Here is a 20441-nt window from a genome sequence, read left to right as displayed (position 1 = left end):
GACGGGCGGTGGCACTATGTGCCGCCACGCGTCGTCGGAGCATGGAATTCCGCCCCAAATTGGGCGCCTGACCTGCGCGGCTAGGTGGATCCGGGGGAAGTTGCCGGGCTCCTGCGGACCCTGTGAAGGGGTCGTGCAGACTTGCGTGATGCACACGGAACTCGTCTCGGAACCAGGCCTGGCCGACCACCCCAACGAGGACTTCGCGAGCGTCGGACTACCGGCCTCGGGACAGGGTGGTTCACTCGTCGTGCTGGACGGTGTGACGCCGCCACGCACCGCGACGGGCTGTCTGCATTCCGTGCCCTGGTTCACGGCGCGCCTCGGTGGGGCGCTGACCGAACTGACCGTTTCACTCCCGGATGTCCCCCTCGCCGAGGCCCTGTCCCGCGCCATCGCTCGTACCTCGGCGGCCCACGCGGAAACCTGTGACCTTTCTCACCCGCGCACGCCTCAGGCAACCGTGGTCCTCGCCCGCTGGTCCCCGGCCGCGGTCGAGTACCTGGTGCTGTCCGACTCGGCGCTGCTGGTGGAGGCCCCCGACGGCACCCTCACCCCCGTCCTGGACGACCGGCTGTCCCGGCTGCCGCGCTCGGCCCTCGCCACGGACGCGCTGGTGGATGCCGACCTGCGCAACAAGGAGGGCGGCTTCTTCACGGCCGCGGCCGACCCCGCGGTGTCGGCGCGGGCCGTGACGGGGGTACTGCCGCGCGGCGAGGTGCGGACGCTGACGGCGCTGACGGACGGGGCCGCGCGGTGGGTGGAGAAGTTCGGGGAGGGCGACTGGGCGGACTGCCTCGCGCTGGTGCGCAAGCAGGGCGCGCAGGCGCTGGTGGACCGGGTGCGCGAGCTGGAAAGCGCGGACGCGGCGGGCGCCCGGACCCACCTCGGACGCAGCAAGACGCACGACGACGCGACGGTGGTCTACGCGGAGCTGTGAGCGGAGCTGTGAGCCGAACTGTGAGGTGACCGGGACGGAGCCCTTGAGGCCATCGGGCTATTTCTCCATCCCCCGGTTGAGTTCGTGCAGCAGCCGGGCCAGCTCCGTCACCTCGCGCGGGTTCCAGCCGGACAGCCGGCGGGCGTACCGGGCGCGGCGGGCCTCCCGCACCCGGCCGACGCGTTCCTGGCCCTCCGGGGTCAGCGTGACCAGCCAGGCCCGGCCGTCGGCGGGGTCGGGCTCCCGGGCGACGAGCCCGAGCTCCTCCAGGGCGCGCAGTTGGCGGGACATCGTCGCCTTGCCGACGCCGATGTAGGCGGCGAGGTCGGTGGCGCGCTGGCCGCCGCATTCACCGAGCCGGACGAGCAGGCCGTACGCGGACGACTCGAGGTCGGGATGGACCTCGCGGGCCATCTCGCCCTGGTTGGCCCGGGCCCGCCGCAGCAGGACGGTCAACTCCCGCTCCAGCGCCAGGAACTCCGGTTGGTTCACACCACTGCCGGACACTCCCCCTTCACCCCCGGGTTCGCCTCCGCGTCCGCCGCCGTTCCCGTCTTCGTGCACGTCAGCCCCTGCCTCGATTTTCCCGGTCCTGAAAGTTTTCGCCACGAGCCGCCATCGCCGCAGCTCGCCAAGTATTTCGCAGGCTTAGACCAACGGCGGCTCCCGGCCCCTCTTCCCACCCCCGTTCTACGTGCGTAGCGTCTTCACCGGACCCCCTACTGGCATGCTCACGCCACTCACGGGTTCTCCCCACTCGCGCATCCCCCACCGAGTACCACCGAGCACCACCGAGCCATCGGAGGCACGTCATGCTCGTGCATAGACTCGTGCACAGATCCGGATCGGCCCGCGGCCGGCGCCTCGCCGTCAGCGGGATCCTGCTCGCCGCGTTCTCCCTCGTCTTCACTCTTCCGGCGCACGCCGCGTCGGCCGCCGACACCCCGGCTCGCGGCTCCGCCCACATGGGCATGGGCGTCCTGGAGCACGACGGCGAACACGGCACCCCCGTCCCGGGCCGCGCGGTCCAGACCGAGGGCGTCGACGTCTCCAGCCACCAGGGCAACGTCGCCTGGTCGACCCTGTGGAACAGCAGCGTCAAATGGGCCTACGCCAAGGCCACCGAGGGGACGTACTACACCAACCCGTACTTCGCCCAGCAGTACAACGGCTCCTACAACGTCGGCATGATCCGCGGCGCGTACCACTTCGCCACCCCGGACACCACGAGCGGCGCCACCCAGGCCAACTACTTCGTCGACCACGGCGGCGGCTGGTCCAAGGACGGCAAGACGCTGCCCGGCGCGCTCGACATCGAGTGGAACCCGTACGGCGCCACCTGCTACGGCAAGTCGCAGAGCCAGATGGTCTCCTGGATCCGCGACTTCCTGAACACGTACAAGGCCCGCACCGGCCGTCACGCCGTGATCTACACGGCCACTAGCTGGTGGACCCAGTGCACCGGCAACTACGGCGGCTTCGCCGTGAACAACCCGCTGTGGATCGCCCGGTACGCGTCCTCGGTGGGCACGCTACCCGCCGGGTGGGGCTTCTACACGATGTGGCAGTACACCTCGTCCGGGCCGACGGTCGGGGACCACAACAAGTTCAACGGCGCGCTGGACCGCGTCCGGGCGCTCGCCAACGGCTGACGGCCCCGCCAGGACGGAAGGACACAGCGAGGGCCCGGACTCCACGAACGGAGCCCGGGCCCTCCCCTTCTACTCATCCGGCCGCGTCCGTCACGCCGCGACCGGAACCTCCTGCCGCGCACCGTTCGTCGCCGGTGCGAGCGCCAGTTCCAGAACCTGGCGGACGTCGCTGACGGCGTGGACGTCGAGCTTGTCCAGCACCTCCGACGGGACGTCGTCCAGGTCGGGCTCGTTGCGCTTGGGGATGATCACCGTGGTGACCCCCGCCCGGTGCGCCGCGAGCAGCTTCTGCTTGACCCCGCCGATCGGCAGCACCCGTCCGGTCAGCGAGACCTCGCCGGTCATCGCCACGTCGGTGCGGACCAGCCGGCCCGAGAGGAGCGAGGCGAGGGCCGTCGTCATGGTGACGCCGGCGCTCGGGCCGTCCTTGGGCACCGCGCCCGCCGGGAAGTGGATGTGCGCTCCCCGGTCCTTCAGGTCGCCCACCGGCAGTTCCAGCTCGGCGCCGTGACTGCGCAGGAAGCTGAGCGCGATCTGCGCCGACTCCTTCATCACGTCCCCGAGCTGCCCGGTCAGGGTCAGACCCGCCGCGCCCGTCTCCGGGTCGGCCAGCGACGCCTCGACGTACAGGACGTCGCCGCCCGCGCCGGTGACCGCGAGCCCGGTGGCCACGCCCGGCACCGAGGTGCGCCGCTCCGCCGGGTCCTGGGCGGACTCGGGCACGTGGTGCGGCCGGCCGATCAGCGCGCGCAGGTCGGCGTCGGTCACGGTGAAGGGCAGCTCCCGCTCGCCCAGTTCGTGCTGGGCCGCCACCTTGCGCAGCAGCCGCGCGATGGACCGCTCCAGGGTGCGCACGCCCGCCTCGCGGGTGTACTCGCCGGCCAGCTTGCGCAGCGCGCCCTCGTCGACGGTGACCTCGTCCCGGTCCAGACCGGCCCGCTCCAGTTGGCGCGGGAGCAGGTGGTCACGGGCGATGACGACCTTCTCGTCCTCGGTGTAGCCGTCGAGGCGGACCAGCTCCATGCGGTCGAGCAGGGCCTCCGGGACGGCCTCCAGGACGTTGGCGGTGGCGAGGAAGACGACGTCGGACAGGTCCAGCTCGACCTCCAGGTAGTGGTCCCGGAAGGTGTGGTTCTGGGCCGGGTCGAGGACTTCGAGCAGGGCCGCGGCCGGGTCGCCCCGGAAGTCCGAGCCCACCTTGTCGATCTCGTCGAGCAGGACGACCGGGTTCATGGACCCCGCCTCCTTGATCGCCCGCACGATCCGGCCGGGCAGCGCCCCGACGTACGTACGCCGGTGGCCGCGGATCTCGGCCTCGTCGCGGACGCCGCCGAGGGCGACACGGACGAACTTGCGGCCCATCGCGTGAGCGACGGACTCGCCGAGCGAGGTCTTGCCGACGCCGGGCGGGCCCACCAGGGCCAGTACGGCACCGCCGCGCCGGCCGCCGACGACGCCCAGGCCCCGGTCACCGCGCCGCTTGCGCACCGCGAGGTACTCGGTGATGCGTTCCTTCACGTCCTGAAGGCCCGCGTGCTCGGCGTCGAGGACGGTCTGGGCGCCCTGGATGTCGTAGGCGTCCTCGGTGCGCTCGCTCCACGGCATCTCCAGCACCGTGTCGAGCCAGGTGCGGATCCAGGAGCCCTCGGGCGACTGGTCGGAGGACCGCTCCAGCTTGTCGACCTCCTTGAGCGCGGCCTCGCGGACCTTCTCGGGGAGGTCGGCGGCCTCGACGCGGGCGCGGTAGTCGTCGGACTCCTCGGCAGCGTCCTTGCCTGCCTCGCCGTTGATCTCGCGCAGCTCCTTGCGGACGGCCTCGAGCTGGCGGCGCAGCAGGAACTCCCGCTGCTGCTTGTCGACGCCCTCCTGAACGTCCTTGGCGATGGTCTCGGCGACATCCTGCTCGGCGAGGTGGTCGCGCAACTGCTGGGTGGCGAGCTTCAGACGGGCGACCGGGTCGGCGGTCTCGAGCAGCTCGACCTTCTGCTCGGTGCTGAGGAAGGGCGAGTAGCCGGAGTTGTCGGCGAGCGTGGACACGTCGTCGATGGCCTGGACCCGGTCGACGACCTGCCAGGCGCCGCGCTTGCGCAGCCATGCGGTGGCGAGCGCCTTGTATTCGGTCACCAGCTCGGTGACCTGGCCGGGCAGCGGCTCGGGCACGGTCTCGTCGACCCGGGTGCCCTCGACCCAGAGCGCGGCGCCCGGGCCGGAGGTACCGGCGCCGACGCGCACTCGGCCCCGGCCGCGGATCAGGGCGCCCGGGTCGCCGTCGGCCAGCCTGCCGACCTGCTCGACGGTGCCGAGGACGCCGGTGGCGGCGTGGGCGCCGTCGATGCGTGGCACGAGCAGGACCCTGGGCTTTCCGGGCTCGGACCGGGCGGCGGCCTGGGCGGCCTCCACCGCGGCCCGTACCTCGGCGTCGCTCAGGTCCAGGGGGACGACCATGCCGGGCAGGACCACTTCGTCGTCGAGCGGCAGCACGGGCAGGGTGAGCGGTGTGAAGGCGGCGGACTCAGCAGCCATGATCTCCCCTTCGGCAGTCAAGTTGAGTTACATCGACTCAATGAAAGGGAGTCCCGGATTGTTCCCCCGGGGATGTTCGCTGTGAGCGATCAAGCTCCGAGAGGGCACGTCCCGCCTCCGGGGACAGCACCGTCGTACCGGCGGGCATTCCTTCGCGAGGGCGGGTGCCAGGATGGGCCGATGCCCATCACTACCCACGACTCCCACGACATCCCCGAGGTGCTGGACCGTCGCGAGGGCCCGCACGGCGAGGTCGTCCTGCGCCGGCACGGGGCGCTGCTGCAGATCATCGCGAACGGCTGCTTCCTGATGGACACCTCCGACGGCCGCTCGGAGCGGCGCCTGGTCGACGTCGCGGCCGACGCGCTGGCCACCGCCGACGGCCCCGACCCCGCCGGCGGACGGGCCGCCCCGCACCTGCTCATCGGCGGTCTCGGCGTCGGCTTCTCCCTCGCGCACGCGGCCGCCGACCCGCGCTGGGGCCGGATCGCGGTCGTCGAGCGGGAGCGCGCCGTCATCGACTGGCACCGCGGCGGCGGACCGCTGTCGGTACTGTCCGCCGACGCCCTGGCCGATCCGCGCACGAAGATCGTCGAGGCGGACCTGGTGGGTTACGTCAATGAGACATCCGACACGTACGACGCGCTCTGCCTGGACATCGACAACGGCCCCGGCTGGACCGTCACCGAGGGCAACGACGGGCTGTACGCACCGTCCGGACTGGCGGGCTGCGCACGGCTGTTGAGGCCGGGTGGGGTGCTTGCCGTATGGTCTGCGCAGCCCTCTCCGGAATTCGAAGAAACCTTGCGTAATGCCGGTTTCCAGCAGGTGCGTACCGAAGAGATCCCCGTTGCCCGGGGCGTTCCGGACGTCGTGCACATCGGCGTCGGGCCTGGATAGCAAAGGCGCGGTGACTCCCCGTACGCTGCTGCTCTGACGCGGATCATTCAAGCGTCAAGCGCAGTCATGGGATCACCCCACGGATTCCGGAAAGCACACCTCAGGGGCGGGCGATGGAGCAGACACAGACCTCCCACAACGGCACGGCGACGGCCACCCAGGGCGCACAGCGCCGGGTGCTGGTGGTCGAGGACGATCAGACGATCGTGGACGCCATCGCGACCCGTCTGCGCGCCGAAGGGTTCCTGGTGCAAACGGCGGGCGACGGTCCGTCCGCCGTCGACACGGCCGAGGCATGGCAGCCCGACCTGCTGATCCTCGACATCATGCTGCCCGGCTTCGACGGTCTGGAGGTCTGCCGGCGCGTGCAGGCCCAGCGGCCGGTGCCGGTGCTGATGCTCACCGCGCGCGACGACGAGACGGACATGCTGGTCGGGCTCGGCGTGGGCGCCGACGACTACATGACCAAGCCGTTCTCGATGCGCGAGCTGGCCGCACGCGTGCACGTGCTGCTGCGCCGGGTGGAGCGGGCCGTCGTGGCCGCCTCGACGCCGCGCAGCGGCATCCTGCGCCTGGGCGAGCTGGAGATCGACCACGCGCAGCGCCGGGTGCGGGTGCGCAGCGAGGACGTCCACCTCACCCCCACCGAGTTCGACCTGCTGGTCTGCCTGGCGAACACCCCGCGCGCGGTGCTCTCCCGTGAGCAGTTGCTGGCCGAGGTGTGGGACTGGGCGGACGCCTCCGGCACCCGGACCGTGGACAGCCACATCAAGGCGCTGCGCCGGAAGATCGGCGCCGAGCGCATCCGCACCGTGCACGGCGTGGGCTACGCGCTGGAGACGCCGACGCCATGAGCCGGGGACGGGAGGCCGCACGGAGGAGCCCCGGCCCCCGGAATCCCGGGGAGCCCTGGGGCGGCGTACGCCCGTTCTCGATCAAGACCAAGCTGGGCGCGCTGGTCGTCACGTCGGTGCTGATCACCACCGGTCTCTCGGTGATCGCCGTGCACACCAAGACGGAGCTGCGCTTCATCACGGTCTTCTCCATGATCGCCACGCTGCTCATCACGCAGTTCGTGGCCCACTCGCTGACCGCGCCGCTGGACGAGATGAACGCCGTGGCCCGGTCCATCTCGCACGGCGACTACACGCGCCGGGTGCGCGAGAACCGCCGCGACGAGCTGGGCGACCTGGCCGTCACCATCAACCGTATGGCCGACGACCTGGAGGCCCAGGACCTCCAGCGCAAGGAACTGGTGGCGAACGTCTCGCACGAGCTGCGCACCCCGATCGCGGGCCTGCGCGCGGTGCTGGAGAACATTGTCGACGGGATCACCGAGGCCGACCCGGAGACCATGCGTACGGCGCTGGGGCAGACCGAGCGGCTCGGCCGGCTGGTGGAGACCCTCCTCGACCTCTCCCGCCTGGACAACGGCGTCATACCGCTGCGCAAGCGGCGCTTCGAGGTCTGGCCCTACCTGTCGGGCGTGCTCAAGGAGGCCAACATGGTCGCCTCGGCACGCGCGGGCATCGCCTCCGGGTCCGGCAGCCACAGCCGCACCGACGTGCATCTTGCCCTGGACGTCTTCCCGCCGGAGCTGACGGCGCACGCCGACCCCGAGCGCATCCACCAGGTCGTCGCCAACCTCATCGACAACGCCGTCAAGCACAGCCCGCCGCACGGCCGCGTGACGGTCAGGGCACGGTGCGGAGAGCTGCCCGAGTCCCTCGAGCTGGAGGTTCTGGACGAGGGTCCGGGCATTCCGCGTTCGGAGTGGCGCCGGGTGTTCGAGCGGTTCAACCGCGGTTCGGTGTCGCGCCCGCACGGTCCGGGCAGCGACGGCGGCACCGGTCTCGGCCTGGCGATCGCGCGCTGGGCGGTGGATCTGCACGGCGGGCGGATCGGGGTGGCCGAATCCGAGCGGGGATGCCGGATCCTCATCACTCTTCCGGGCCTTCCGTCGACGTCGGGTTGACGTCGGATTGACGTAGGGTTCGCAGCGGAGCATCAAGATCCACAGCATCCGCGCTGGCGGACACGTGTGATCAGGCAAAGGCCCGCGTTTCTGAGGCGCCGGGTCCCGGTCTCCCCATCCCTCACGCAGCAGAACCTCGCTTGTTTCCCGCCATTTCCAGCGCCGAAACGCGGTCTGCGATGTGACTTACACGACGATGGACGGGCCCGGTCTGACCTTCGGGGCCCGGTAGGCGTAGCCTTGATTCCCGCTGTCCACCATCTTGTGAAGAAGCGGAAGAGGGCGGTTCTCGCCGTGTCGCCACAGTCCCCCAGTAACTCGAGCATCTCGACCGACACCGACCAAGCGAACAACGCGGGCAAGAACCCCGCGGCCGCGTTCGGTGCCAATGAGTGGCTCGTCGACGAGATCTATCAGCAGTACCTCCAGGACCCGAACTCCGTGGACCGAGCCTGGTGGGACTTCTTCGCCGACTACAAGCCCGGAGCGCCCGCGCCCCAGGCCGCCTCCAGCACCACGGCCACGGACTCCGGCGGCAGCACGCCGCCGGCTGCCCCCGCCCCCCAGGCGCAGGCTCCCGCCCCGGCCCAGCCGAAGGCGGCGCCCGCGGCTCCCGCGCAGCCCGCCGCTGCCGCCCCGGCGGCTCCGGCCGCTCCGGCCAAGCCCGCCGCCCAGCCGCAGGCCAAGGCCGCCGCGCCCGCCGCGTCGTCGAAGGACGCCGGCACCGCGCCCGAGGGCCCCGAGCTGGTGACCCTGCGCGGCCCGGCCGCCGCGGTCGTGAAGAACATGAACGCCTCGCTGGAGCTGCCCACGGCCACGTCCGTGCGCGCGGTCCCGGTGAAGCTGCTGTTCGACAACCGCATCGTCATCAACAACCACCTCAAGCGGGCCCGCGGCGGGAAGATCTCCTTCACGCACCTGATCGGCTACGCGATGGTGCAGGCCATCAAGGCCATGCCGACGATGAACCACTCGTTCGGCGAGAAGGACGGCAAGCCGACCCTCGTCAAGCCGGCCCACATCAACCTCGGCCTCGCCATCGACCTGGTCAAGCCCAACGGCGACCGCCAGTTGGTCGTCGCGGCGATCAAGAAGGCCGAGACGCTGAACTTCTTCGAGTTCTGGCAGGCCTACGAGGACATCGTCCGTCGCGCCCGCGACAACAAGCTGACGATGGACGACTTCACCGGCGTCACCGTCTCCCTGACCAACCCCGGCGGCCTCGGCACCGTCCACTCCGTGCCGCGCCTGATGCCCGGCCAGTCGGTCATCCTGGGCGTCGGCTCCATGGACTACCCGGCGGAGTTCCAGGGCACCAGCCAGGACACCCTGAACAAGCTCGGCATCTCGAAGGTCATGACGCTCACGTCGACCTACGACCACCGGGTCATCCAGGGCGCCGCCTCCGGCGAGTTCCTGCGCCAGGTCGCCAACCTGCTCCTCGGCGAGAGCGGCTTCTACGACGAGATCTTCAAGGCGCTGCGCATCCCCTACGAGCCGGTCCGCTGGCTCAAGGACATCGACGCCTCGCACGACGACGACGTCACCAAGGCCGCCCGCGTCTTCGAGCTGATCCACTCCTACCGGGTCCGCGGCCACGTCATGGCCGACACCGACCCGCTGGAGTACCAGCAGCGCAAGCACCCCGACCTGGACATCACCGAGCACGGGCTCACCCTGTGGGACCTGGAGCGCGAGTTCGCGGTCGGCGGCTTCGCCGGCAAGTCCCTGATGAAGCTGCGCGACATCCTCGGCGTGCTGCGCGACTCGTACTGCCGCACCACCGGCGTCGAGTTCATGCACATCCAGGACCCGAAGCAGCGCAAGTGGATCCAGGACCGCATCGAGCGCTCGCACACCAAGCCGGAGCGCGAGGAGCAGCTTCGCATCCTGCGCCGGCTGAACGCGGCGGAGGCCTTCGAGACCTTCCTGCAGACCAAGTACGTCGGCCAGAAGCGGTTCTCCCTGGAGGGCGGCGAGTCCGTCATCCCGCTGCTCGACGCGGTCATCGACTCGGCGGCCGAGTCCCGCCTCGACGAGGTCGTCGTCGGCATGGCCCACCGCGGCCGGCTGAACGTGCTGGCCAACGTCGTCGGCAAGTCGTACGCGCAGATCTTCCGCGAGTTCGAGGGCAATCTCGACCCGAAGTCGATGCACGGCTCCGGCGACGTGAAGTACCACCTGGGCGCCGAGGGCACCTTCACCGGCCTGGACGGCGAGCAGATCAAGGTCTCGCTGGTCGCCAACCCCTCCCACCTGGAGGCGGTCGACCCGATCCTGGAGGGCGTCTCGCGCGCCAAGCAGGACATCATCAACAAGGGCGGCACGGACTTCACCGTCCTGCCGGTGGCGATCCACGGCGACGCGGCCTTCGCGGGCCAGGGCGTGGTGGCCGAGACCCTGAACATGTCGCAGCTTCGCGGCTACCGCACCGGCGGCACGGTCCACGTCGTCATCAACAACCAGGTCGGCTTCACCGCCGCCCCTGAGTCCTCGCGCTCGTCGATGTACGCGACGGACGTGGCGAGGATGATCGAGGCCCCGATCTTCCACGTGAACGGCGACGACCCGGAGGCCTGCGTCCGCGTGGCGCGGCTCGCCTTCGAGTTCCGTCAGGCGTTCAACAAGGACGTGGTCATCGACCTGCTCTGCTACCGCCGCCGCGGTCACAACGAGACGGACAACCCGGCCTTCACCCAGCCGCTGATGTACGACCTGATCGACAAGAAGCGCTCGGTGCGCAAGCTGTACACCGAGTCCCTCATCGGTCGCGGCGACATCACCCTGGAAGAGGCCGAGCAGGCGCTGCAGGACTACCAGGGCCAGTTGGAGAAGGTCTTCACCGAGGTCCGCGAGGCCGCCTCCCAGCCGGCCGCCGCGGAGCCCGCGGCCCCGCAGGCCGAGTTCCCGGTGTCCGTGAACACCGCGATCACCGCCGAGACCGTCAAGCGGATCGCCGAGTCCCAGGTCAACATCCCCGACCACATCACCGTGCACCCGCGGCTGCTGCCGCAACTGCAGCGCCGCGCGGCGATGGTCGAGGACGGCACGATCGACTGGGGCATGGGCGAGACCCTCGCCGTCGGCTCCCTCCTCCTGGACGGCGTGCCGGTCCGGCTGTCCGGCCAGGACTCGCAGCGCGGCACCTTCGGCCAGCGTCACGCGGTCGTCATCGACCGTGAGACGGGCGACGAGTTCACGCCGCTGCTGTACCTGTCCGAGGACCAGTCCCGGTACAACGTCTACAACTCGCTGCTCTCCGAGTACGCCGTGATGGGCTTCGAGTACGGCTACTCGCTGGCCCGCCCGGACGCGCTGGTGATGTGGGAGGCGCAGTTCGGCGACTTCGTCAACGGCGCGCAGACGGTCGTGGACGAGTTCATCTCGTCGGCCGAGCAGAAGTGGAACCAGACCTCCGGCGTGACCCTCCTGCTGCCGCACGGCTACGAGGGCCAGGGCCCGGACCACTCCTCGGCCCGCCCGGAGCGTTTCCTCCAGCTCTGCGCGCAGAACAACATGACGGTCGCGATGCCGACCCTGCCGTCGAACTACTTCCACCTCCTGCGGTGGCAGGTGCACAACCCGCACCACAAGCCGCTGGTGGTCTTCACCCCGAAGTCGATGCTGCGCCTGAAGGCCGCGGCCTCGAAGGCGGAGGAGTTCACGACGGGCCAGTTCCGCCCGGTCATCGGCGACGACTCGGTCGACCCGGCCGCCGTCAAGAAGGTCGTCTTCTGCTCCGGCAAGGTCTACTACGACCTTGACGCCGAGCGGAAGAAGCGCGGCGTGACGGACACGGCCATCCTCCGCATCGAGCGCCTGTACCCGCTGCCGGGTGCCGAGCTCCAGGCGGAGATCGCCAAGTACCCGAACGCCGAGAAGTACCTGTGGACGCAGGAGGAGCCGGCGAACCAGGGTTTCTGGCCGTTCATCGCGCTCAACCTGATCGACCACCTGGACCTGGCGGTCGGTGCCGACGTCCCGCACGGCGAGCGCCTGCGCCGCATCTCGCGGCCGCACGGCTCATCCCCTGCCGTCGGCTCCGCCAAGCGGCACCAGGCCGAGCAGGAGCAACTGGTGCGCGAGGTCTTCGAGGCGTGAACCACTGACGCGCCGACCACCGTCGCGCCGTGAAGGGCCCGGCTCCGGAGACTCTCCGGAGCCGGGCCCTTCGCCGTTCCGTGGGCCATCAGGTCCGTCAGGTCCGTCAGGTCCGCTGAGGTTCGAAGTCCCAGAACGGACGGTGCCGGGCACGGGCCGACACGGTGTGCGGATGCCGGGGGCCGAGGACGTCCGCCAGCCCCGCCAGGGCCCGTCGCTCGACACCGTCGGCCTGCCCGTGCGGCCCGTACACGCGTAGTTCGGCCGCGAGAGCCACCCCCGCGGCCAGGGTGAACGGATGGGCGGGGCCGAGGATGCGCGCCGCGGTGACGGCCGTCTCCCTGCTGAGGGTGAGGGCACGGCCCGTGTCCCCGGCGTGCGCGTGCAGCATCGCCGCGTTGAGCGCGCAGCCCAGCGTCCAGGGATGGTCCGGCCCCACGGCGGTCCTCATGTCGGCCAGGGCCGCCTCGGCGAGGACCGGGACACGTTCGCCCTCGCCGGCCCGGTGCAGCAGCAGGGCGTGGTTGGCCCGGGCCCCCACCGCGTAGGGATGGCCGGCGGTGAGGGTCGCCTCGTACTGGCCGACGACGCGCTCGCTCAGCTCACGGGCCAGGTCGAGGTCGCCGTGCTCCCGGGCGAAGCAGCTCCGGCTCGCGATGAGCATCAGCACCAGCGGATCACTGTCACCGAGCAGGCGCTCCCCTTGCTCCAGCGCCCGGCCGAAGAGGAGCGCCGCCTCGTCGGCGTCCCCCACGGCACAGCGGCACAGCGCGAGGTTGTGCGCGGCGAGCAGGGCCTGCCGGCTGTTGGCGCCCAGCGCCGCGCGGACCAACCGCAGGCCGGCGTCCTGCCTCGCGGTGGCCTCTTCGTAGCGTCCGAGCAGCCGGAGGTCCACGGCGTAGGTCGTCTCCGAACTCAGGGTCCACGGGTGCCGGTCCCCGAGCAGTCGGCGGCGGGCCCGAAGGGTGGGCAGGTCGACGTTCAGGGCGTCCTCGTAACGGCCCAGCAGCCGCAGCGAGACCGCCACGTTGTTCTGGGCGTTGAGGGTGCGGGTGTCCTGGTCGCCGAGGAGTTCGCGGTACGTGCCGTGCACCCGCTCCGAGATCTCCAGCGCCTCCGCGTAGCTCCCGAGGCCCCGCAGGTCCGCCGCCAGTCCGCCAAGGGCGCGCAGGAGGGCGGGGTCGCGTTCGCCACGCTGCTCGCGCAGGTGCTGGACGGCCGCCCGCTCGATCTCCATCGTCCGGTGGTAGTCGCCGGCCGCGCGCAGCAGGTTCGCGTAGTGGTAGGTCAGCTCCCAGATCAGGGGGTGCCGGTGGCCGAGGAGCGACCGCCAGATCCGCGTGGCGTGGCCGCCGAGCCGCACGCCCGCTCCGTACTCGCCCGACAGGTACAGGTAGCGCAGCGAGTCGAGGACCAGCGTCTGCACGGCGGAGTCGGTGGTCGCGAAAGCGTCGGCGTACTTGAGGTGCGGCACGATCTCTGCATACCTGGGCCACTGTTCGGGGACGGAAGGCCGGCCGCGGTCCGCCGCCGCGAGCGCCCGTCGTACGACGTCGACGAGCTCGCCCCGTACCGCTTCCGGCATGGCCCGGTCCACCATCCGGTGGACCACCCGATGCACGTACAGGTTCTCGCGCCCCGAGTCGGCCGGGTCCGGTTCGGCCCTGACGACGGAGTACCGGCGCAGTTGACCGACGGCCCGGTCCCACAGCCGCGGGTCGGTCAGCAGCCCGGCCACGGAGTCGGGCAGCCCATCGTGCGGCATGTTCCGGAGCAGATGCACGGGGACGAGGCCGGGGGCGAAGAACGCGCAGAGCCGGAGCAGGACGACGGACTCCGGGGCGGTCTCGCGGAGTTGGTCCAGCAGTATCGACCAGGCCGTACGGAAGGCGGGCGGGAAGTCCTCCGACATGGCCCGCGCATCGCCGTCGGTGCCGTCCGCCAGCAGGGCCAGGTACTCGTCCACCGATCGGTCCGAGTCGCTGAGCCAGCCCACCGTCTGGGCGAGCAGCAACGGCAGGTCCCCCAGGGCGTCGGCCAGTTGGTCGGCCTCCGCTTCCGTCAGCCGGGGTATGCGGCGGCGGATGAACGCGACCGACTCGTCGCGGGGATAGATCAGGACTTCGAGAAGCTTGCTGTTGTGCTCGCTCCACTCCGGATTCCGCGAGGTGACGAGGACGTGTCCCGGTCCCGTCGGCACCAGGTCCGCGATCGCGTCGGGCTCGTCGGCACCGTCCAGGATCAGCAGCCACCGGGAGTACGGTTCGCCGCGGCGCAGGGCGTCCCGCACCGCACGCAGCCGTTCCCCGTATTCCTGACCGGTCTGCAGGCCCAGTCTGGGGGCGAGTTCGGCCAGTTGGCGACGACAGTCGGCCCGGTCCTGCGCGTTGACCCACCAGACCACGTCGTACTCGGGGGCCAACCGGTGCGCGTACTCGACGGCGAGCTGCGTCTTGCCCACCCCGGACATGCCGTGCAGCGTCAGCACACCCGTGCCCGGCTCACCTTCTCGCAGCAGGTCGTGAGCCTCGCCCAGCAGTGCCTCGCGGCCGCTGAATCGGCGGTTGCGGCGCGGTACGCCACCCCACACCTCCGGCACCGCCGCCGGAAACCGCGGCCCGCCCCCGGACCCCGCCGTGCCCTCGGTCACCGGCTCGTCCGACAGGCCGAGCCGGTCCAGCAGGCGCCGCTCCGCCTCGTCGGCTTCCAGGCCGTGCAGGGCGACGGGGTCCAGCAGGGAGACGCCCGCCGGGACCGTGGCCGTGGTGACCGACACGGCCGCGAACCGGGACGGGTCGGGGGCGACGACCTCACGCAGGGCCGCGTTCCACTCCTCGTGGGTGTGTGTGCCGTCCCCGAAGTAGGGGGCGTTCAGGACGAGCAGGGCACGCCCGGTCCCGAGCGTCAGGTCGCGCAGCAGATCCGCCGGGGGGACCTCGGGCGGGCAGTCCCAGCGCAGCGGCACCACCCGCACCCCGCGCCGCTCCAGCCGGTCCCCGATCCAGGCCGCCCAGGCCCGGTCGAGACCGGCATGGCTGACCGTGACGGTCTGCCGGCTGGGCTCGGGGCGCGCGGCGGGCGGGGCCTTCGGCCGCACGGGCGCCCGCGGGACGGCCGGCGGCACAGTGCCGTCCGAACGCTCTGCCGCCGTGCGTACATCGGAGCGGAGTTCCGCCTTCCGGACGGGCACGCCCCACTGGTTGCTGACGGTCAGCCACAGCGAGGCCGGTCCGGTGCCGGTGCCCGTGGAGACCCGGAACCGAGCGGGACCGTAGGTGCCGCCGAAGCGGTGCAGGACGACGCTCGGTTCGCCCAGGGCGGAGCAGTCGAAGTGCGGGGCGCCGTCCAGGGTGACGGTGAAGGTGAACTCCTCCTCGGGGTAGGGCCACTCGGCGGGTGTGCCGTCCGGGGAGGGAAGGGGGCCGCGCAGGTCGACGGTGACGAGGTAGTCGCGCTCGGCCTCCGCCTGCCGGGGCCAGGCCACGACGGGCTCGATCAGCAGCGGGTGCCCGGACGGCCGCCCGGCGGCGCTCACCGGCCGCCTCCCCCCTCGGTGCCGAGCGCGTCCACCGCGGTGAGCCGCAGCGCGGTCCTCGGATGCCCGTAGTAGTGGAACATGTACGCGTACAGGAGCCGCAGCACCCGTTTCTGGCCCACGACGTCGACCTGTCCGTCATCATTGCGGACCCGCGGCACCTCCGCCAGGGACCCGAACTCCTCCAGCGCCCGCACCCGGAAGGCCCGCAGCGTCCGCACCACCGGACGACGGGGGTGTTCGGCCACCTCGCGCACCAGGCGCCGCGCCATCGCCCGGGCCTCCAGGTCACCGACCTTGCCGGAGCTGACGATGCAGCCGCCCGCGCCCTTGCGCAGGAAGAGTTCGGCGAATCCCCGCAGCGCCTCCTCGCCCTGTGCCCGGTTGTCGACGAACCGGCCGGAGTCGCAGGCGTTGAGGCAGACCAGCGAGCCGTCCCGGCGCAGCACCGACATCGGCTCACCGTTCAGCTCGGCCCAGGTACGGTCGCCGAGCGTGAGGCGCGGCACGGCGTCGCCGTAGGTGCCGTGGCAGCCCAGGTAGACCAGCCCGGTGCGGTCCACCTGGGTGTCGAGGTCGCTGAGGAAGGGCGTCATCCGCCCGTGCAACCGGTGGGCGTACGAGGTGAAGACGCGGCGGTCGTCCGCCATGTCCTGGTGGAGGTAGCCGAGCACACGGCCGTGGCAGTCGCCGGTCTCGGAGGGCAGGCCGCCCTGACTCGGATCGCGCACGGTGGTCCAGCGGGCCACGGCGATCAGCGCCCCCAGCGGGCCGCCCGCCAGGCCCAGCGCGGCGTTCTCGGGGAGCAGGAGCAGCTCCCAGGGAAGGTCGTATCCGGTGTCGTCCCACACGAGGAGGCGCAGGTTGTCGCGGTGCCGTGCGCGGATGCGGTTGATCCAGTGGGCGAGTTCGTACTGGTTGTCCGACCAGAGCCGGATGCCCCGCAGCACCTCGGAGGGGTAGTGCCCGTCGCCGTCCTGCCGCAGCCGGGCGAGGCTGACGGCGGGAGCGGGGCGGCGGGTGGGTCCGGCCGCGCAGTTCACCGTCAGGTCACCGCACCAGCCCTGCAGCCGGTAACCGCGCAGTCCGTCGGCCCCGTCCGCGCGTAGCACGCGGAGCACGGCGAAGCCGTCCTCCAGACGGGCGCCGGGCCGCGCGTCGGTTCCGCCGAGCCCGGCGGGCGGATCCTGCGTACGGCGCAGGTTCCGCACCGACACGGACGGCCGGCGTGCCACGGCCTTCAGCCCCGGCAGGGCCGCGCGGAGCCCGGCGGCGCCGGTGACCGGGAGTCTGCGCGGCCCACGCTGCGGATCACTCACCGCCGTCCCCCGCCCCTGGCCTGTGCCGGCCGTCGACGACGCCGGACCGGTGCCGGCCGTCGACGACGATCGCCCCGAGACGGTCGGCGAGGGCGTGCGGCAGGTCGCCGTACGGTTCCCGGCCCGGGTCGACGACCGCCACGTGCAGGCGGGTCCGGTCCATGGCTCCGATCCGGGACGCGGCCTCCACCGCGTCCTCGACGCCCGCCGCGGCCACCTCACCGGCATGCCGTCCGGTGTGGCTGACCCGCAGCGGGACGTTGCCGCGGCCGTCGGTCACGACCACCAGCCATGCCTCCGCCGGCCCGGTGCCCTGCCGCCGGAACAGACGGCGCAGCGTGTGCGCCGCGAGCTCGACGCCGTGGGCGAGCGGCGTCGCCCGGCCGCCCCGGCGCAGCAGCGCTCCGGGGACCCGGGGGTCCAGGACGCTGCGCGCCGCGAAGGACCCGGCCCGCAGTTCGTCGGCGGCGTCCGCCGCGCCGACCTCGATGACCTGGACCGTGGCCCGGCTCGTGTACGCCCACTGCAGGAAGGGGGCGAGGACCTCCTGCCAGTCTCCGTCCCCGCTCCCGTACCTGTCCCTGTCCCTGTCCCCGTCCCGGCAGGTGTGGTCCAGGAGCAGCACCAGGACCCGCTCGGGGGCGGCGGCGCGCACGTTGCTGTGCAGGTCGACGGGCGAGACGGTGAACCGTTCGGTGCGCCGGGCCCGTTGGTGCACGGCGGCCTCGCGCACGGAGCGGACGTGGGCGAGGTCCCGCAGGTCCGTGGCGCGCCGGGTGCCGATCACGGTGCCCCGGGTGGAGACGGGTCCGGTGGTGCGCCGCCGGGGTCCGCTCAGCGGCACGGCGTCGCGCGCCCCGGTCGTCTCGTCCTCCGGGTAGGGGCTTCCCGCGGCCGGGGAGGGCGCGGTGCCGAGCGCGGGCCCGATTCCTTGTGCGGGTCCGGTGTCCAGCAGCGCCTGGTCCCCGTCGCCTACCCCGGGCGGGCCGTCCCGGTCGGCGCCACCGCGTTCCGGGAGGGTGCCGGGCGGGCCCGCCGGTGCCGACGCCGGGTCGGGCGGCTCGGGGTCGCTCTCCAGGCGGTCCGGCGCCGTCGTCGGCACGCTCACGCCGATGAGCCGCGCCGCCGCGTCGCTGTGGTCGGCGGAGGCAGAGGGGCTGCCGTCCAGCGCCGCGAGCGTGCGTGCGAGCCGCACGAGCGCCAGCTCCCGGCGGATCCCCGCGTCGGGCCCGAGGAGCTGCTGTACGCGGGTGAGCGCCGCGTCGGTGACGGGCACGGGCGGGACGCCGCCGCCGGCTGCGGAGCGCCAGCGGGCCGGGAGGCCGGCGAGCAGTTCCCCGTGCGGCCCGGACGGCCCGGACGGCCCCGGCGGCCCCGGCGGCCCCGGCGGCCCGGGTAGCCGCAGGCCCGCGGCCGACAGCCGTACGGCGAACCGGTCCAGCAGGTGCCGACTGACGCGTCCGGCGTCGGCGCTGCGGCAGGTGGCCAGCCAGCGGGCCCGCGGCCGGACGGTCCGGTGCAGTCCGCTGCGTTCGACGGTCACGACGTCGGCGCCGAGCAGTTGCACCGCGGCACGCATCCCGGCGACGCTCAGGCGCGCGAGGTCGGGCACCACGACCAGCGGCGGCGCACCGTCGGCGTCGTCCGCCTCGACCAGGGGACCGGGCTCGGTGCGGACGGTGATGCCGTGCTCGCCGGCGCGGATGCCGGTGCGGGTCCACAGGTCCTCGTCCCGGGCGGCGGCGCCCAGCACGAGCGGCGGGCGCGCCGGTTCGCCGGCCCCGGCGAGGACGGCGCCGAACAGACGGGCGACCGGATCGAGCAGCCGGGGGTCCAGGTCGAGGAGCAGTACTCCGGAAAGGGCAGGCTCGGCCGCCGCGCAGACCAGGGCGAGGCCGAGCCGGTGCGCCAGGTCGTCGTGCGGGTCCTCGCCGGTGAAGGCGGCGCCTCCCCTCGGTGGAGGGGTGGGTGACGCGGGCGGCGGGAGGGGCGGGGTGGCTGCCATCGCGGTTCAGACCTCGAAGAGGTCCTGGAGGCGGGCCTCGTCCTCGGCACCCCAGTCGAAGGTGTCGCCGTGTGCCGCTTCCGGCCGCCGGTGCCGCAGGGCCATCGGCAGGGCCCGCAGCAGGTGCCCGGGGGTCACCCGGTCCGCGCCGTCCAGGGCCGCCAGTGCCCGGGCCGCGAGCATGGCCACGATCTCTCCCCGCTGGCCCACGGCGTCGGTCCGCTCCGCGGCACGCGCGCACAGCTCCAGGACCCGGTCGGGCACGTCGACGTCGCGGACCCGGCGCCGGGCGGCCGTCAGCCGGTCCCGGGTGCCCGTGTCGTCGCGCCGCGCGGCGGACAGCCACTCGGAGTCCTCGCGGGCGAGCTCCTCGTCGAAGTCGAGTACGGTGCGCAGCAGTTGGTGCCGGGTGCGCGCGTCCAGCGTCTCGGCGGTGACCATCAGGCCGAAGCGGTCGAGCAGTTGGGGTCGCAGTCCGCCCTCTTCGGGGTTCATGGTGCCGACCAGCCCGAACGAGAGGTACTTGGCGGTGGCCAGTCCCTCGCGCTGCACGGACAGGACGCCGGTGGCGACGACGTCCAGGATGATGTCGACGAGGTGGTCGTCGAGGAGGTTGACCTCGTCGACGTAGAGCAGCCCCTTGTCCGCCGCGTCCTCCAGCAGCCCGGGTTGCGGCCGGGGCTCGCCACGGATGAGCGCGTCTAGGTCCCAGCCGCCGACGACGCGGTCGTCGGTCGCGTTGATGGGCAGGGTGACCGGCAGCTCGCCGTGGGCCATCAGGGCGAAGGCCCGTACGAGTGTCGACTTGGCCGTGCCGCGCGGTCCGGCCATGAGCACGCCGCCGATGCGGGGCACGACGTGATTGAGCTCCAGTGCCAGCTTGAGCTGGTCCTGGGCCACGATCCGGGAGTACGGCAGGATGCGCGGGCCCTGCGCCACGCGGCTCACGAACCGGCTCCGTCCGCCGTACCCGGCGCCGTACCGGAGCCGTGGTCGCCAGGGGCGGGTGCGGGTGCGGGTGCGGTCTGCCAGCGGAGCGTGATCTGGAGTTGGGCCTCGGCTCCGCTCTTGACGAGAGTGGCCACCCCGGCGTCGATCTTGATGGCGAGCTGCATCTCGATCTCGTCCGGCCGAAGCCCCTCCTGGAGGTCGCCGAAGCGCCGTACGGCCTGGGCGGCGCACCTGCGGGCCAGGTCCAGGCCGTCGGTGTAGACGTCCCGCGCCACCCGGACGACCCGCTGCCCGGCACCGTCCCGGGTCTCCTCGTTGCCGTAGACGAGGCCGAGACCGTCGAAGGCGGACGGGTCGACTTCCGCGTCGACCTCGACCGGTATGGGCCCGTCCGCGCCTGCCGGGACGGGTCCCAATAGGATCACCACACGCTCCCCCTGGTCCAACTCATGTGTGTTACAAGTGTGTTGAGTGGAACCGTGTTCTTCCCCGGGGCGCGGGAGGTTATGCGCCCCGGGAGGGACGGGGGTGGCCGTCCTG

Annotated in this window: 13 protein-coding genes; 6 read left to right on the top strand and 7 right to left on the bottom strand. The window is 72.3% G+C overall.

The annotated features are described in order from the left end of the window. Nucleotides 1–148 precede the first annotated feature (148 nt). Nucleotides 149–940 (top strand): protein phosphatase 2C domain-containing protein, encoded by a 792-nt coding sequence (locus tag KUM40_RS21455; RefSeq protein WP_217167638.1) that lies wholly within the window; start codon nucleotides 149–151, stop codon nucleotides 938–940. Nucleotides 941–997: 57 nt separating this feature from the next. On the opposite strand, the gene KUM40_RS21450 is transcribed toward KUM40_RS21455, so the two are convergent. Further along, nucleotides 998–1504, bottom strand: coding sequence for a MarR family transcriptional regulator (locus tag KUM40_RS21450; RefSeq protein ID WP_217167637.1), 507 nt, complete (start codon nucleotides 1502–1504; stop codon nucleotides 998–1000). Between the two features lie 248 nt (nucleotides 1505–1752). Here KUM40_RS21450 and KUM40_RS21445 point away from each other — a divergent pair, with 248 nt between their 5' ends. After that, on the top strand, nucleotides 1753–2592 hold the full coding sequence (locus KUM40_RS21445; protein ID WP_217167636.1) for a lysozyme: 840 nt from the start codon (nucleotides 1753–1755) through the stop codon (nucleotides 2590–2592). Between the two features lie 90 nt (nucleotides 2593–2682). Here KUM40_RS21445 and lon read toward each other — a convergent pair whose 3' ends face one another. After that, nucleotides 2683–5115 (bottom strand): endopeptidase La, encoded by a 2433-nt coding sequence (gene lon, locus KUM40_RS21440; protein WP_217167635.1) that lies wholly within the window; start codon nucleotides 5113–5115, stop codon nucleotides 2683–2685. Between the two features lie 180 nt (nucleotides 5116–5295). Between lon and KUM40_RS21435 the strand changes: the two genes are divergently transcribed. From KUM40_RS21435 to KUM40_RS21420, 4 genes are all read left to right on the top strand, one after another. Further along, on the top strand, nucleotides 5296–6015 hold the full coding sequence (locus KUM40_RS21435; protein WP_217167634.1) for a spermidine synthase: 720 nt from the start codon (nucleotides 5296–5298) through the stop codon (nucleotides 6013–6015). Nucleotides 6016–6128: 113 nt separating this feature from the next. Then, nucleotides 6129–6869 carry a response regulator transcription factor gene (locus tag KUM40_RS21430; RefSeq protein WP_217167633.1) on the top strand — a complete coding sequence of 247 codons (741 nt, stop codon included), beginning with the start codon at nucleotides 6129–6131 and terminating at the stop codon, nucleotides 6867–6869. Then, on the top strand, nucleotides 6866–7990 hold the full coding sequence (locus tag KUM40_RS21425; protein WP_217167632.1) for a cell wall metabolism sensor histidine kinase WalK: 1125 nt from the start codon (nucleotides 6866–6868) through the stop codon (nucleotides 7988–7990). The genes KUM40_RS21430 and KUM40_RS21425 overlap by 4 nt, the downstream gene beginning before the upstream one ends. A 294-nt stretch (nucleotides 7991–8284) precedes the next feature. Further along, a complete protein-coding gene (locus tag KUM40_RS21420) occupies nucleotides 8285–12091 on the top strand; it encodes a multifunctional oxoglutarate decarboxylase/oxoglutarate dehydrogenase thiamine pyrophosphate-binding subunit/dihydrolipoyllysine-residue succinyltransferase subunit (protein ID WP_217167631.1) in 3807 nt (1268 codons plus the stop codon). Nucleotides 12092–12197: 106 nt separating this feature from the next. Here the strand turns inward: KUM40_RS21420 and fxsT are convergent, their stop codons facing one another. From fxsT to KUM40_RS21395, 5 genes are read right to left on the bottom strand one after another with little or no spacing between them, the layout of a single operon-like run. Further along, nucleotides 12198–15626, bottom strand: coding sequence for an FxSxx-COOH system tetratricopeptide repeat protein (gene fxsT / locus KUM40_RS21415; RefSeq protein ID WP_217167630.1), 3429 nt, complete (start codon nucleotides 15624–15626; stop codon nucleotides 12198–12200). After that, entirely contained in the window at nucleotides 15623–16945 is a 1323-nt protein-coding gene (locus tag KUM40_RS21410; RefSeq protein WP_308401199.1) for a CHAT domain-containing protein, read from the bottom strand. Before KUM40_RS21410 ends, fxsT begins: the two co-directional genes overlap by 4 nt. Beyond that, the gene (locus KUM40_RS21405; RefSeq protein WP_254395437.1) at nucleotides 16938–18950 is read right to left on the bottom strand and encodes a magnesium chelatase; all 2013 of its coding nucleotides are present in this window, start codon (nucleotides 18948–18950) and stop codon (nucleotides 16938–16940) included. The genes KUM40_RS21410 and KUM40_RS21405 overlap by 8 nt, the downstream gene beginning before the upstream one ends. A 6-nt stretch (nucleotides 18951–18956) precedes the next feature. Continuing rightward, entirely contained in the window at nucleotides 18957–19898 is a 942-nt protein-coding gene (locus KUM40_RS21400; protein WP_217167629.1) for an AAA family ATPase, read from the bottom strand. After that, the gene (locus tag KUM40_RS21395) at nucleotides 19895–20326 is read right to left on the bottom strand and encodes a CU044_2847 family protein (RefSeq protein ID WP_217167628.1); all 432 of its coding nucleotides are present in this window, start codon (nucleotides 20324–20326) and stop codon (nucleotides 19895–19897) included. The genes KUM40_RS21400 and KUM40_RS21395 overlap by 4 nt, the downstream gene beginning before the upstream one ends. Between the last annotated feature and the right edge of the window lie 115 nt (nucleotides 20327–20441).

Origin of the sequence: Streptomyces sp. AC512_CC834, assembly GCF_019049325.1 — a bacterium.
Classification (GTDB): Bacteria; Actinomycetota; Actinomycetes; order Streptomycetales; family Streptomycetaceae; genus Streptomyces.
The sequence above is the reverse complement of the archived record's forward strand: the minus strand, read 5'-3'. Positions and strand labels throughout refer to the sequence as shown.

Excerpts from the sequence above, each read along its gene's own strand:
- KUM40_RS21425 (WP_217167632.1), top strand. The coding sequence starts at position 6,866 with ATGAGCCGGGGACGGGAGGCCGCACGGAGGAGCCCCGGCCCCCGGAAT.
- lon (WP_217167635.1), bottom strand. The coding sequence starts at position 5,115 with ATGGCTGCTGAGTCCGCCGCCTTCACACCGCTCACCCTGCCCGTGCTG.
- KUM40_RS21435 (WP_217167634.1), top strand. The coding sequence starts at position 5,296 with ATGCCCATCACTACCCACGACTCCCACGACATCCCCGAGGTGCTGGAC.
- KUM40_RS21445 (WP_217167636.1), top strand. The coding sequence starts at position 1,753 with ATGCTCGTGCATAGACTCGTGCACAGATCCGGATCGGCCCGCGGCCGG.
- KUM40_RS21405 (WP_254395437.1), bottom strand. The coding sequence starts at position 18,950 with ATGGCAGCCACCCCGCCCCTCCCGCCGCCCGCGTCACCCACCCCTCCA.
- KUM40_RS21430 (WP_217167633.1), top strand. The coding sequence starts at position 6,129 with ATGGAGCAGACACAGACCTCCCACAACGGCACGGCGACGGCCACCCAG.
- KUM40_RS21455 (WP_217167638.1), top strand. The coding sequence starts at position 149 with ATGCACACGGAACTCGTCTCGGAACCAGGCCTGGCCGACCACCCCAAC.